Source organism: Pseudomonas hormoni (genome assembly GCF_018502625.1).
GTDB lineage: Bacteria > Pseudomonadota > Gammaproteobacteria > Pseudomonadales > Pseudomonadaceae > Aquipseudomonas > Aquipseudomonas hormoni.
Map to the genome: position 1 here is coordinate 3,970,328 of NZ_CP075566.1, position 13,324 is coordinate 3,983,651.

A 13,324-nucleotide genomic window follows, 5' to 3' on the forward strand; every position below is an offset into this window, starting at 1 on the left:
TATTTCCCTTTAAGCGAACCTTTTTGCGGGCAAGCTTCCGCCCCTTAACACCCCGCACACACACATTCCTGAAGCTCTTGATGGATCTTATCCACTGTTGTTCGACTCCCTCCTCCCCTTCCTCGGCGCTATTTCTACAAATTGCAGAGGGTTGGGAACAATCCGAAGCATTTTCTGATACTCCCTCATGACGAATGACATACCTCAGTATTAGTCGACAGCACTGACGCACTAAAAAATGCGGACTTACGTAGAAGTGCAGATTTATGCCAAACATTGCACTCTAGATCCAAGGCAGCAATGAAGTTACTGAGTAGGGATCACAGACATAACTAGCAAGAGCTACTCCCGTATGCGCCCCTTACGCAGAGACAGTTAACGAGCAGGACGGCTATAAACGTAAGGTTAAAATTGCATTGACTACCTAACAACAATTTATCGGCCCACGGTGATAAGAATGACCAGATACGAACTTCGCAAAGTCGACTTTAGTCTTTTAATCATTTTCGAAACTTTGATGCAAGAGCACAGCTCACTCGCGCTGGTGAGAAACTGTCTATGTGTCAATCATCGATAAATGTTGCCATTAGCCGATTGCGTGAACTTTTCGATGATCCACTCTTTGTTCGATTGGGTAAAACGTTGGAGCCTACAATCAGAGCAACAGAAATACTGCAAAACCTGACGCCGGTTATAGACACCATGGCGGCAGTATTGCGCAACGCCAGCGACTTTGACCCAGAGACCAGTTCACCTGTTTTTAAAACTGGCTATTCAGGTGACTTGGCTAACGCTGCCTTCAACTCAAGTCACTCATCATTTATGTGAAATAAGAGCACCTTGGCGGACGACACTTTAAACACAAGGTTTTGAACCCTTCAAATACATCTATAGGAAGGGCTTATGCAGAGCATTGCATATCGGTCTTGGACGCTATCAAGCAAACGGCAGAAGATTGCCACACACAAACGCAACACCAACTAGCAACTCAAACCTCGTAATCCGATAGGAGAAACACAATGACACAGTCCCACGCTTACAAAGACACCAGCCTCGAACTGACCGCCAAAATCCTGGACGCTAAAGCTCGCAAAAAGCTGTCTTTTGAAGATATGGCAGAAGGCACTGGCCTCGGCCTGGCATACGTCACCGCAGCTCTGCTCGGTCAACACGCGCTTCCTGAAGCCGCAGCCAAAGTGATCGGCGAAAAACTCGACCTGGATGCCGACGCGGTAGCTCGCCTGCAAATCATCCCACTGCGCGGCAGTCTCAATGGCGTTCCGACGGACCCAACAGTTTATCGCTTCTACGAAATGATCCAGATCTATGGCACGACCCTTAAAGCCCTGGTTCACGAACAATTCGGCGACGGCATCATCAGCGCGATCAACTTCAAGCTGAATATGAAGAAAGTTGAAGATCCAGAAGGTGGTCATCGTGCAGTAATCACGCTCGACGGTAAGTTCCTGCCACTGCGTCCTTTCTAAGGATACAAATGAAACTGTAATTCGGCCCGCAGCCTTGCGGGCCTGCTTCAAACTTCTTATTCGGGTTCTACTCATCACCAAAAACTGGAGGATTCACCATGAAAAATATTCTGCTTCTCGCATTATCGCTGACAGCCTCTTTTTCGGCATTTGCACAAGATGTAGCCACCACGACAGACGTCGTACATTATAAATATGGTATGCATTTGGATATTGCCAAAGTAATCCACATTACCGAAGCGGCACCTATATGCGCCCCGACACCAGTACAAATGACGTACCAAGACTCTCAAGGGCAAACGCATACGTTGGAATACAGCATCATAGGTGGCGGCTGCACCAATTAATCATAACTTTTAACTCTCCGACTTTGGCAGGATCAAATCATGAAGGCACTAATTGAAGGCTTTTTGAAATTTCAAAATGAAGTGTTTCCAGAACGGACTGACCTGTTCAAACACTTAGCAACCACGCAACACCCCGGAACGCTGTTTATCACTTGCTCCGACAGCCGCGTGGTGCCGGAGCTGCTAACCCAACAAGAACCCGGTGAACTGTTCGTGATCCGAAACGCGGGGAACATCGTGCCTTCCTACAGCCCCCATCCCGGCGGCGTGTCGGCCACGGTAGAATACGCCGTCGCCGTGCTGGGCGTGACCGATATCGTGATCTGCGGCCATTCGGACTGCGGCGCCATGACCGCCGTTGCCAAGTGTAAATGCATGGATCACCTGCCTGCGGTCGCAGGCTGGTTGCAGCATTCGGAATCGGCGAAAGTCATCAATGAGTCGCGGTCTCACGCCGATGATGCGGCTAAAGTCAGCTCGATGGTGCGTGAGAACGTCATTGCCCAACTGGCCAACATCCAGACCCATCCAAGTGTGCGTCTAGCGCAGGAAAAAGGCCTGCTCAATTTGCATGGCTGGGTGTACGACATCGAAACCGGCTCTATAGACGCTCTGGATGCAGACAACCGCACCTTCAATTCCTTGGTAAATCATCCATCTACCTGTGCTGTGCATGCGCGCGCTCTAGCAGTGGCGTGATCCGGAAAGTGTTGAGATGTTCATCCGACCAGCAGTTAGCATCTCATCACACCGTTTCACAGCTCTTAACTCGTTACGAAACCGTGGGCTGCTCATAATCTCAACTGACTGACACTCGCTTGAGATCAAAGCTGCTCAGTTTGCAGCTTTTCCAATGCCATCAGTCACCGACTTGGGTTTAGTGGATAGCCGACAGACCAGGGCAATCCGATTCACTGCTGTCAGCAGAACTGGGGGGCGTACTTTGAGTAGTGAAATCCGCATCCCAATTTCGCCAGCCGAAACTATTCAGGCTTACGGCACACCTACGACAGCAACTCGGGAGGGTACGCTGAGTTATTTGCCAGTGGCGATGTTCGGCGCGGTAATGGGGCTGACCGGTTTATCGTCAGCTTGGAAATTCGCAGACAGCCTCTATGGCTTGCCATCCTGGATAGCTAGTTTTTTCGGAGGTTTGGCGATCCTGGCTTTCATCCTTGTGGGAATAGGATATTCGATCAAGGCAGCTACGGGGTTGAAAGCTGTCAAGGCCGAATTCCAACATCCCATCGCTGGCAACCTGTTTGGAACATTATTCATCAGTCTCATCCTGATTCCGAACCCGGTCTCCGTTTACAGCTTATCCGTAGCGCGGTGGATATGGGCAATCGGAACGCTGGGCATGATCCTTTTTGCCTGGGTGATCATTTCTCGCTGGCTCGGAGAGCAACAGCAGACAGAGCACGCTACTCCAGCCTGGATCATTCCCATGGTCGGGTTGATAAACATACCCATAGCAGTACCCACCTTAGAGATACACGGTCAGAACGAATTATTGATGTTCTCGCTTGCCATTGGGTTCTTCTTCGCTATGCCATTGTTCACTTTGATCATGTCGAGATTGATATTTGAAAAGCCTCTAATCCCTTCGCTTCAGCCTTCCCTGATGATTTTAATTGCACCTTTCGCCGTTGGTTTTTCAGCTTACGTAAATGTTGTTGGAGAAATAGATCGGTTTGCTACTGCCCTTTATATGCTGACTATTTTTTTACTATCTGTGATGATTGGTCGCCTACGTTATTTGGCGATCATCTGCCCTTTTCGCCTGTCTTGGTGGTCCGTGAGTTTTCCTCTCGCCTCCGCTTCAGTGTGCACACTGCGCTACGCAGAATACTCCCCCAATCTCTTTACACATTCGGTGGCAATTGTATTGTTGGTAGGCGTGACATTGCTTCTGCTCGCAATGTTTGTAAAGACCATCGCGAACATTTTGAAAGGTAATTTGAAGCTACTTATTGGTTAATAAGACTCTTATGTCTCCATACCCTCAACATAGCAAGCCAAGCATTTAATTTCGCGCACTAACTCTTCCGTAATCACAAACCCACTTCCGACTCTACGCCAGTGGATTAACCGGCTATTTAGAAAGAATAAGTACACCCGAATGTAATCATGGGTTTCCGTGTCTCCGTTTTTATTTTCAATACCTTCACATTTCGTAGACTGCAATGTCGATCACGACAGCGCCAGGAATGCAGCGCATTACAGAGTTTCTAAAGCTGAGCGCGTTGGGAATTAACTGACCAACGGACCAAACCAAGTTTGGTCTGCAACCGTTACAAGCTTACGTAATTCAGATTCACACGTTAACGGAGAGCCGCCATTACCCCACAACTCAATGAAGCACTTAAAAAAGCAAAAACGCTGTGTGAAACCATGAACAATGTGCGATGCGGTACCGCAACTATTCCACCACACGACATTAATTAAAACTTAATCCATTCAGTAGCACAAACAAATACGAACAGTATATTCATTTCATATAACAGCGAGGCCATTACGCCCTCTTAATATTGGACGACATCCTACACTCACACTAGCCTTTAGTAAAAATACGGTTCAGCACACCACCAGAGGGGTAACAGACAATGAAAGCGCTCATCGAAGGTTTCATCAAATTCCAGAAAGAAGTATTTCCACAAAGAACGGATCTTTTTAAATATCTCGCTACCACGCAAACCCCTGAAACGTTATTCATTACGTGTTCTGATAGCCGAGTTATCCCAGAAATGCTCACGCAGCAGGAACCAGGTGAGCTGTTCGTAATACGCAATGCGGGAAATATTGTTCCCTCCTACGGGCCGCAGCCAGGTGGTGTGACAGCCACCGTCGAATATGCCGTTGCGGTGCTCGGAGTGTCCGACATCGTTATTTGTGGGCATTCAGACTGCGGGGCAATGACCGCGGTTTCGAGTGGAAAACCCCTCAACCATTTACCAGCTGTTGCTGCTTGGATGAGCTATGCAGAATCCGCAAAAGTGATCAATTCCACTCGTACATTTACATCCGACAAAGATCGCATTTGTTCAATGGTCCGCGAAAATGTCATCGCTCAACTCTCCAACTTACGAACACACCCCAGTGTAAGACTTGCCTTGGAGCAAAAAAAGCTAAATCTGCATGGCTGGGTTTACGACATCGAATCTGGATCAATCGAGGCACTTGATGGCACAACCAATAAATTTGTGTCACTAGTGGACTTCCCAGAAACCAAAGCCTAATGACAAGTTGAGTGATAATAGTTTTTTAATAAGTGACCAACTATATTAAAAGCTAACAACCCCACTTACTGAATCCATACAATTTATCTGGCACCGTTAAGATTTGGAGTAATTATTATGTCTGAATCGGAAACCCGCCCACCGCTGCCGCCGTTTGATCGTGAGTCTGCAACCCTTAAAGTTCGTCTTGCAGAGGATGGCTGGAATAGCCGTAACGCGGAGAAAGTGTCGCTGGCATACACCCCAAGCACGAAATGGCGTAATAGAGTGGACTTTGCAGCAAACCGGGCGGAAGCAGCTGCATTCCTGACTCGAAAATGGAACAAGGAGCTGGAGTATCGGCTCATCAAAGAGTTATGGGCTTTTACTGATAACCGCATCGCGGTGCGGTACGCCTATGAATGGCACGACGATTCAGGAAATTGGTACCGCTCATATGGAAATGAAAACTGGGAGTTCGCAGACGATGGACTTATGGCTCATCGTTTTGCCTGCGTAAATGACATGCCAATCAAAGAGTCTGAGCGAAATTTTCGATGGCCATTAGGTAGGCGGCCAGACGACCACCCAAGTCTTTCCGCTTTAGGCTTTTGAATTTTAACAGGTTTTAGAACCTGAATAATTGTTCCATTTCTGACAACGCTTATCTATAGGGAGGACTTATCCAATGGATTGTAAATGGGTCTTGGACGCTATCTGCGGTTCAGACGATGATTGTTTCACAGCAAAGCGACACCAACTCGTCACTATTAACCATACGAAATTGATCGGAGAAATACCATGGTCCAGTCCCACGCTTACAAAGATTCCAGCCTTGCCCTGACTACTGAAATTCTCGATGCCAAGGCACGTAAAAACTTGTCATGGCAGGATATGGCCGACGGCACTGGCCTCGGCTTGGCATATGTCACGGCCGCCCTGCTTGGCCAACATCCTCTGCCCGAAAGCGCCGCTAAAGTTGTCGGTGAAAAGCTAGACCTGGATGCCGATGCGGTAGCCGCCCTGCAAATCATCCCGCTGCGCGGCAGCCTGAATGGCGTACCTACGGATCCGACGATCTATCGCTTCTACGAAATGATCCAGATCTACGGCACGACCCTTAAAGCCCTAGTTCACGAACAATTCGGGGACGGCATTATTAGCGCGATTAACTTCAAACTTGATATGAAGAAAATTGAAGACCCAGAAGGCGGTCATCGTGCCGTGATCACCCTGGACGGTAAGTTCCTGCCACTGCGCCCTTTCTAAGAGCGCAACTCTCCCCTGGCATTCGGCCCGTATCCTATGCGGGCCTGTTTTAAAAACTAATTAATCAATCTTAAATATCACCATTTCTAATTGGAGGATTCGTCATGAGCCGAGTAATCATTCACTCCTCCACTTTTTACAGGATAAAATCATGAAAGCTCTTATTGATGGTCTTTTGAAATTTCAAAAGGAAGTGTTTCCACAAAGGACTGATTTGTTCAAGCATCTGGCCACCACACAACATCCTGGCACTTTGTTTATCAGCTGCTCTGACAGTCGTGTCGTACCCGAGCTGTTGATGCAGCAAGAGCCAGGTGAGCTTTTCGTCATTCGCAATGCTGGCAACATCGTGCCGTCCTACAGCCCGCAATCTGGTGGGGTATCCGCAACGATCGAATACGCCGTTGCTGTGTTGGGTGTGACCGACATCGTGATCTGCGGACACTCGGATTGCGGCGCCATGACAGCCGTTGCCAAGTGCAAATGCATGGACCATCTGCCTGCCGTCGCTGGCTGGTTGCAACATGCCGAGTCGGCGAAAGTCATCAACGAATCTCGGCCTCACGCCAGTGAAGCAGCCAAGGTCAGTTCGATGGTTCGTGAGAACGTCATTGCCCAACTGGCCAACATCCAGACCCACCCAAGCGTACGTTTGGCTAACGAAAAGGGCCTACTGAATTTGCATGGCTGGGTGTACGACATCGAAACCGGCTCGATAGACGCTCTGGATTCCGACAACCGCAGCTTCAAATCTTTGGTAAAGCACCCTACTACCTGTGCTGTGCATGCGCGCGCTCAAGCCGCGGCATGAACTACTCTCAAATTTGAGGCACACCCAGGCACCAAACTTAGATATAGGAGCCAGCATGTCCAGAGAAACAACAACGGGTGCGGAAAGTGTCCTCCCTACCGCCGATGGGTTGCCTGAAAACGCTCGCCGTCTTGCCGTATTTTCCCTCGCCATAGGTGTTGCCATGGCATCCCTTGACACGGCGATAGCCAACGTAGCTTTGCCAGCAATTGCTGAGCAATTAAACACAACACCCGCGTCATCAGTTTGGATCATCAACGTCTACCAACTGGCGATGGTAGCGACGCTATTACCGTTCGCTGCCCTTGGTGAAATCATCTGCTATCGCAGAGTTCTTCTTTTTGGACTTCTTTTATTCACGATTGCTTCCTTAGGCTGCGCACTTGCCTGGTCATTGCCATCACTGGTCACCGCTCGTCTTCTCCAAGGGGTCGGAGCTAGTGCCGTTATGGGCGTGAATACCGCCATGCTGAAAGCCATCTATCCAACAAAAATGTTGGGGCGAGGCTACGGGACCAACGCTCTCGTGGTCGCCGTCGCTTTTGCGATAGGGCCGACCATGTCATCCCTTATTTTGTCAGTCGCCAGTTGGCCATGGCTCTTCGCAATTAACGTCCCGCTTGGCCTGGTTGCATTTTTCCTCGGTCGTAAAGTACTGCCTGCCACTCACCGTGCAACGCACAAATTCGATGGATTAACCGCCCTTTACAACGTAGTGGCATTCAGTCTGTTGATATTGCTTTTCGGAGACGCGGCCCATCAAGCCAACGTTACAACGCTGCTGTTGGAGTTGGTTGGCGCAGCATTGTTTTTCGCGTTGTTACTGCATCGGCAGGCAGACCATAAAGCGCCAATGCTGCCAATCGACTTGCTACGCCGCCCCATGTTCGCGCTATCAGTCGTAACGTCTGTCTGCACCTTCGCGGCTCAGGGGCTCGCATTTGTTGCCCTGCCTTTTTACTTCTTTTCCACACTTGGTCGATCACCCGTTGAAACAGGATTTCTGATGACTCCTTGGGCAGTGATGGTCGCAATCATGGCCCCTATTGCTGGCAGATTGAGCGATCACTATTCACCTGGTGCTTTAGGAGGAATCGGCCTTGCGATATTGGCAGCTGGATTACTCGCCTTGGTGCTGATGCCTGATGCCCCGTCCACGATCAATATCAGTTGGCGCATGGCTATGTGCGGGGTTGGATTTGGGTTTTTCCAAGCGCCTAACCTCAAAGGTTTTATGGGTAGCGCTCCACCTCAACGTGCTGGTAGCGCTAGTGGGATGGTTGCTACTTCTCGGCTCATCGGACAATCCACCGGGGCGGCTTTGGTTGCCTACTGCTTCATGTTGTCGAGCGAGCATGGAGCAATATTCGCACTGTGGGCTGCTGCTGCATTTGCGGGAGCCGCAAGTGTCGCAAGTTTCGGGCGGGTGGTCGCTGTACGAACTTGATCAACGAGCGCTGTCGTCGCACGATGAGTCCCATGGATAGGTCTGACGGGGGCAATTATTTTACGCCTCATAAGTGGAACGCAGTGTGTGTTCTCGGAGAATACAAATGCTCGACCTGGCATTAAGCCAATGGCTGGACACGCACGCGGAGGGACTTGACTCGGGATCCAGTGATCCACAAGAAGTTTTGTCACAACTGGCGAGAGCCAACGTTTTACGTGTTGGAATCAGTCCTTTTTTAGGCGGTAGCGGTAAAAACTTGGCCGACGCGGTGGAAATTTTAGCCGCTGTTGCCAGCCATTCACTGACGGCAGCTTTTGTCCTTTGGGGTCAGCGCACATTCATCGAATATGTTCTGCAAAGCTCAAATTTTGCATTGCGCGAAAGGTTATTACCGTTCCTGCTCGATGGAAAACTGGCAGGTGCAACTGGCCTTTCCAATGCCATCAAATATCTGTCGGGGATTGAAGCTCTGCAAGTGCAAGGAAGCGCAACCGAAGCGGGTTGGGCCTTGAATGGAGGACTTCACTGGGTAACAAATTTGCGCAGAAGTGGATTCGTTGTTGCTGCGGCTGTAGAGAATACGCAAGGTGGTACGCCCTTCATTTTAGCTATTCCGGGCTCAACTACGGGCCTTCAGCGTTCAGAAGATTTGCAGTTGATGGGATTGCAATCCAGCAACACAGCTGCCCTAGATGTTGTACAGGCCGAGGTAGGGAGCGACTGGCTGCTGCATGAAGATGCGCACGCTTTTCTGCAATCAGCGCGACCAGCATTTCTCGGTTTGCAGTGTGGCATGTCCATTGGACTAGCCAGACGATCATTGCAGGAAGTGGAGGAACATTTGCAGCACGACCGCTCGATTCTACTAGAAACCTTGCTGAACCAACGCTGGCAATTGGAAGGGATGGTTAGCGAACTTAAACGTGGGTTACTGAACGGGCGTTTTCGGGAACAGCCCGCAGCTTTATTTTGCTTACGGATATCCTTTGCTGAGGCAGCTGCTAACGCTGTGCAATTGGAACTGCAAGCGAGCGGTGGCAAAGCATATCTGGATGAACATGGGATCGGATTCGCCCGACGTTGGCGTGAATCGGCGTTCATACCAGTTGTTACTCCGACGCTGGTCCAGCTTCGCGCTCAGCTGCAACGATAGCGAAGGTGAGTTGTTCCTCGATCGTCGCGTATTCTGATAAATCAGCAACGGATGTGCTGATATGCCGGGTGCAAGCTTGGGTGCTTCCTCAACCTTGATAAGTCAGACACCGCTGCCGATCCACACCAAAATCTCACTCATGCCATACCGAAGTATTAGGTCCGTATATTTTCTGACTACCAAGATAAGCCCTATGCACGAATGTATTTCCGGCCCCTGGAAGATATTCTTTTTCCTAAGGTTTCGGAGGATTTCGTCATGAACATGCTGATTACGAACATCGCCAAAAGACTGTCATCGCTGAGGTCTCTCACGTTCTTCAGATCTGCTCTGATTGACGTGAGCCTTGTGTCTTGCCTGAATAGCGAATCCCTCGGAATAGAATTGCATATCAGCATTTCCGATAACGGTGCCTCACAAAACAACGGAAGCGTTGATGCGAGCGTTAGATTGATCGGCCAAGACATCGACTGGTTGCCAGCAGGATCGCACCTTGTCAGTCCACGTAAATTCTATGTGCATCATGGAATTTATCTTGGAAACGGCAAGGTCGCACACTATTCAGGACTGAGCGGATCACTGAGAGCGGGTCCTATTGAAGTCACCGACCTGGAACGATTTGCCAATGGTAGGTCCGCTTGGGTCTATCAGGAACAAACGGCTTTCACAAACGATGAAATCGTCGTGCGTGCACGCTCCAGGATTGGCGAGTCGCAGTATAAAATCTTCTCCAACAATTGTGAGCACTTCTGCAACTGGTGTATTACGGGTACCAGCCATAGCGCTCAAGTCGCTGAGTTCCTCCATTTCCCTTTTCGGCTGATAGGTCAGGTTTACGCTCAGGAACCTTGTCTGATCGCATAGCGTAAGAATTGAATTCCACTCCAAAACGAGGACTCTTTCGACCCACTGAATTATGACGATCAAAACGGCTATTTTATTGCGAACTGGCGCGCTTTTACGCCGGCGAACGGTTTTGCCTGCCGCAGTTCTACCGACTAAAATTGAGTTTATTGTCGGTGTCGAATTGCAGACCTAGCAGGCCAATTGATTTATGAAAATCATAACGGAACCGAAGGTAATTACTGAAACGTCCTCACGCACCCTTCTTTCTTCTTTGCAGCTTCAACGCTTAGGCGCAATAGCGCTTTCAAGCACCATATTCGTCGTCGACCTTGCCAGCTCAATCCGTGTCGCCATAGCGGTGCTCTACGTGGCGGTGATTCTGATTTCCGTCAATATATTCCCCAAAAAGGGCGTTATCCTCGTTTCTCTGTTTTGCATCGGGTTGACGCTGATTGCATTTGTCTCACAACACGGTCTGGATTTTTATGACGATAGTTTTGCGCGACTTTTGGTCAGCCTTTCAGCGATTGGCATCACGACTCTTCTAGCTCTCAAAAACAAAGCCTTCAGTGATGAATTGCAGGAACAGGTGCGATTGCTTGCGCAAACGCATGACGCGATCATCGTACGCGACATGAATCACATCATCTCTACGTGGAGTGCCGGCGCCGAAGCTCTATACGGCTGGTCTAGAGAGCAAGCCATAGGTCAAGATTTCCGCGCCCTCTTGGCACCCCAGATAACGACATCCTGGGACGAGATGATGACCTCGTTACTAGAAACGGGTCACTGGGAAGGAGAGGTAATCGAGCACTGTCGAGATGGGGCATGCGTGACGGTTGTAAGCCGATGTTCGTTATCACGCGGGGAGAATAACGAGCCCATAGCAATTCTTGCGACCCATAACGATATATCCGCGCGAAAGCAGGCAATAGACGCCCTGAAACGCAGCGAAGCGTTCCTTGCAGGAGCACAGTGGCTCAGTCGAACAGGAAGCATTGGCCTCAAAATCCCAAGCGGTGAAATGTACTGGTCGGATGAAGCGCGGCGCATATTTGAATTCGATATCGACGAGCAACCAATGCTGACCAGCGTCTTGAATCGAACCCATCCAGATGACCTCCATCTGGTTAAAGACGCGATCAAGCATGCATACCAGAAAGAATCTCGGATAAACGCAGAGTACCGACTTTTGATGGCCGACGGACGCGTCAAGCATCTGCAAATGCTAGCGCAGTTAATGGAAGATGGACGCGACAATTTCGAATATATCGGTGCGCTGATGGACGTCACTGACGCCAAAACTTCAGAGGAAGCACTGCATCGATCACAAGCCGAATTGGCTCACGTCACTCGGGTTGCCACCCTCGGAGAGCTTGCTGCATCCATCGCCCATGAGGTCAATCAGCCATTGGCCGCCGTCACGACCAATGGTACCGCCGGGTTGCGGTGGTTGAATCGAGACGTGCCTGACATAGGCGAGGTGCGCGGCGCGATTGAACGCATGGTGAGTGAAACTAATAGGGCAAGCGAAGTCATACGCCGTATCCGTGCAATGTCCCGGAAAGCACAGCCACAAAACGTTACGCTCAATTTTATTGAAATCATTGATGAGTCCGTAGCCCTGGTCGAGAGAGAACTCAAACGGAACAAAATTGTGCTAGACCTTAGCTATCTCAACGAGGCTGCCGAAGTCGACGGCGACCGAGTACAGTTACAGCAGGTCATCATCAATTTACTGATGAATGGCATGCAGGCAATGATCAACGCCAAAACAAAAAATCGAACCTTACGGTTGAGCCTAAAAAACTCAGCAATGGGCGAGGTGCTCGTTGAGATTAAGGACAATGGCCCGGGAATTACGTCGGATCAGATGTCGAAATTGTTTGAAGCCTTCTACACCACCAAGGCCGAAGGTATGGGAATGGGACTCTCGATTTGCAAATCAATTATCGAAGCCCACGGTGGGCGCATATGGGCCACGTCTGATCACGGAGAAGGCGCGACGTTCTATTTGTCCCTACCAGTTACCCAGAAGGAGCACGTGTGAGCCAAGATACTGCGTCCGAAACGCCAACTGACAATGGGCCCATCGTTTTCGTGGTTGATGACGAAGAGGCTGTACGCGTCGCACTGAGCAGCCTTTTTCGCTCAACGGACGTTCGAGTGGAAACCTTCGCCACCGCGGCAGAGTTCCTGCTGCGACCAGATCCGCAAGCTCCATGTTGCCTGGTGCTTGATGTACGCCTTCAGGGATCCAGTGGCTTGGATTTCCAACGGCAATTGCTTGATGCGAACAATAACGTGCCCATCATCTTCATCACAGGACATGGCGACATCGCCATGACCGTCAAAGCAATGAAGGCCGGCGCGGTGGATTTTCTTGTCAAACCCTTCCGCGATCAGGATCTTCTGGATGCCGTGTCAGCGGCCCTCAGAACCGATGCGAAACGTAGAGAAATCGACAAACAGGATTCCGAGATGAATGCGTGCTACAGGTCTTTGACCCCTCGTGAGCGAGAGGTAATGGCCTACGCGGTTAAGGGGTTAATGAACAAGCAAATTGCGAGCGAGATTTGTTTGAGTGAAGTGACCGTGAAAATTCATCGTGGTCACGCGATGAAAAAGATGCAGGCGAAATCATTTGCAGACCTGGTTCGGATGGCGGAAGCACTAGGAATCGGCGTGAAACGCTGAGCTTAGTAATACCTGTGTGTTATTTCCTTAAATGGAATACGTCCCT

14 protein-coding genes are annotated in these 13,324 nt (G+C 49.8%); all 14 read left to right on the forward strand.

Features of this window, described 5'->3' with window-relative positions; all coding sequences use genetic code 11:
* Positions 1-558: 558 nt before the first annotated feature.
* The 14 genes from KJF94_RS18470 to KJF94_RS18535 all read left to right on the forward strand — a co-directional run bounded on the left by KJF94_RS18470 (position 559) and on the right by KJF94_RS18535 (position 13,278).
* Positions 559-828 (forward strand): hypothetical protein, encoded by a 270-nt coding sequence (locus KJF94_RS18470; protein ID WP_214377700.1) that lies wholly within the window; start codon positions 559-561, stop codon positions 826-828.
* Between the two features lie 191 nt (positions 829-1,019).
* Positions 1,020-1,487 (forward strand): cyanase, encoded by a 468-nt coding sequence (gene cynS, locus KJF94_RS18475; RefSeq protein WP_214377702.1) that lies wholly within the window; start codon positions 1,020-1,022, stop codon positions 1,485-1,487.
* Positions 1,488-1,585: 98 nt separating this feature from the next.
* Positions 1,586-1,834, forward strand: a complete 249-nt coding sequence (locus tag KJF94_RS18480; RefSeq protein WP_214377704.1) for a DUF2790 domain-containing protein — start codon at positions 1,586-1,588, stop codon at positions 1,832-1,834.
* Between the two features lie 39 nt (positions 1,835-1,873).
* Positions 1,874-2,533, forward strand: coding sequence for a carbonic anhydrase (locus KJF94_RS18485; protein WP_214377706.1), 660 nt, complete (start codon positions 1,874-1,876; stop codon positions 2,531-2,533).
* Positions 2,534-2,777: 244 nt separating this feature from the next.
* Positions 2,778-3,815: an SLAC1 anion channel family protein gene (locus KJF94_RS18490; protein ID WP_214377708.1), complete on the forward strand. Its 1,038-nt coding sequence runs from the start codon at positions 2,778-2,780 to the stop codon at positions 3,813-3,815.
* Positions 3,816-4,440: 625 nt separating this feature from the next.
* Positions 4,441-5,073 (forward strand): carbonic anhydrase, encoded by a 633-nt coding sequence (locus tag KJF94_RS18495; protein ID WP_214377710.1) that lies wholly within the window; start codon positions 4,441-4,443, stop codon positions 5,071-5,073.
* A gap of 117 nt (positions 5,074-5,190) precedes the next feature.
* Entirely contained in the window at positions 5,191-5,667 is a 477-nt protein-coding gene (locus KJF94_RS18500; protein WP_214377712.1) for a nuclear transport factor 2 family protein, read from the forward strand.
* A 186-nt stretch (positions 5,668-5,853) separates the two neighbouring features.
* On the forward strand, positions 5,854-6,321 hold the full coding sequence (cynS, locus tag KJF94_RS18505; protein ID WP_214377714.1) for a cyanase: 468 nt from the start codon (positions 5,854-5,856) through the stop codon (positions 6,319-6,321).
* 151 nt (positions 6,322-6,472) lie between these two features.
* Positions 6,473-7,132, forward strand: a complete 660-nt coding sequence (locus tag KJF94_RS18510; RefSeq protein ID WP_214377716.1) for a carbonic anhydrase — start codon at positions 6,473-6,475, stop codon at positions 7,130-7,132.
* A 55-nt stretch (positions 7,133-7,187) separates the two neighbouring features.
* Positions 7,188-8,579: an MFS transporter gene (locus KJF94_RS18515; protein WP_214377718.1), complete on the forward strand. Its 1,392-nt coding sequence runs from the start codon at positions 7,188-7,190 to the stop codon at positions 8,577-8,579.
* A gap of 106 nt (positions 8,580-8,685) precedes the next feature.
* Entirely contained in the window at positions 8,686-9,735 is a 1,050-nt protein-coding gene (locus tag KJF94_RS18520; RefSeq protein WP_214377720.1) for an acyl-CoA dehydrogenase family protein, read from the forward strand.
* Positions 9,736-9,993: 258 nt separating this feature from the next.
* Positions 9,994-10,599, forward strand: coding sequence for a lecithin retinol acyltransferase family protein (locus KJF94_RS18525; RefSeq protein WP_250548176.1), 606 nt, complete (start codon positions 9,994-9,996; stop codon positions 10,597-10,599).
* A gap of 190 nt (positions 10,600-10,789) precedes the next feature.
* Positions 10,790-12,631, forward strand: coding sequence for a PAS domain-containing sensor histidine kinase (locus tag KJF94_RS18530; protein ID WP_250548177.1), 1,842 nt, complete (start codon positions 10,790-10,792; stop codon positions 12,629-12,631).
* Positions 12,628-13,278 carry a response regulator transcription factor gene (locus KJF94_RS18535; protein WP_214377722.1) on the forward strand — a complete coding sequence of 217 codons (651 nt, stop codon included), beginning with the start codon at positions 12,628-12,630 and terminating at the stop codon, positions 13,276-13,278. Before KJF94_RS18530 ends, KJF94_RS18535 begins: the two co-directional genes overlap by 4 nt.
* Positions 13,279-13,324 lie beyond the last annotated feature (46 nt).

What these genes read in the sequence shown, in the direction of transcription:
- KJF94_RS18470 (WP_214377700.1), top strand. Translation starts at nt 559, where the DNA reads ATGTGTCAATCATCGATAAATGTTGCCATTAGCCGATTGCGTGAACTT.
- KJF94_RS18525 (WP_250548176.1), top strand. Translation starts at nt 9,994, where the DNA reads ATGAACATGCTGATTACGAACATCGCCAAAAGACTGTCATCGCTGAGG.
- KJF94_RS18495 (WP_214377710.1), top strand. Translation starts at nt 4,441, where the DNA reads ATGAAAGCGCTCATCGAAGGTTTCATCAAATTCCAGAAAGAAGTATTT.
- KJF94_RS18530 (WP_250548177.1), top strand. Translation starts at nt 10,790, where the DNA reads ATGAAAATCATAACGGAACCGAAGGTAATTACTGAAACGTCCTCACGC.
- cynS (WP_214377702.1), top strand. Translation starts at nt 1,020, where the DNA reads ATGACACAGTCCCACGCTTACAAAGACACCAGCCTCGAACTGACCGCC.
- KJF94_RS18510 (WP_214377716.1), top strand. Translation starts at nt 6,473, where the DNA reads ATGAAAGCTCTTATTGATGGTCTTTTGAAATTTCAAAAGGAAGTGTTT.
- cynS (WP_214377714.1), top strand. Translation starts at nt 5,854, where the DNA reads ATGGTCCAGTCCCACGCTTACAAAGATTCCAGCCTTGCCCTGACTACT.
- KJF94_RS18480 (WP_214377704.1), top strand. Translation starts at nt 1,586, where the DNA reads ATGAAAAATATTCTGCTTCTCGCATTATCGCTGACAGCCTCTTTTTCG.
- KJF94_RS18485 (WP_214377706.1), top strand. Translation starts at nt 1,874, where the DNA reads ATGAAGGCACTAATTGAAGGCTTTTTGAAATTTCAAAATGAAGTGTTT.
- KJF94_RS18500 (WP_214377712.1), top strand. Translation starts at nt 5,191, where the DNA reads ATGTCTGAATCGGAAACCCGCCCACCGCTGCCGCCGTTTGATCGTGAG.
- KJF94_RS18515 (WP_214377718.1), top strand. Translation starts at nt 7,188, where the DNA reads ATGTCCAGAGAAACAACAACGGGTGCGGAAAGTGTCCTCCCTACCGCC.
- KJF94_RS18520 (WP_214377720.1), top strand. Translation starts at nt 8,686, where the DNA reads ATGCTCGACCTGGCATTAAGCCAATGGCTGGACACGCACGCGGAGGGA.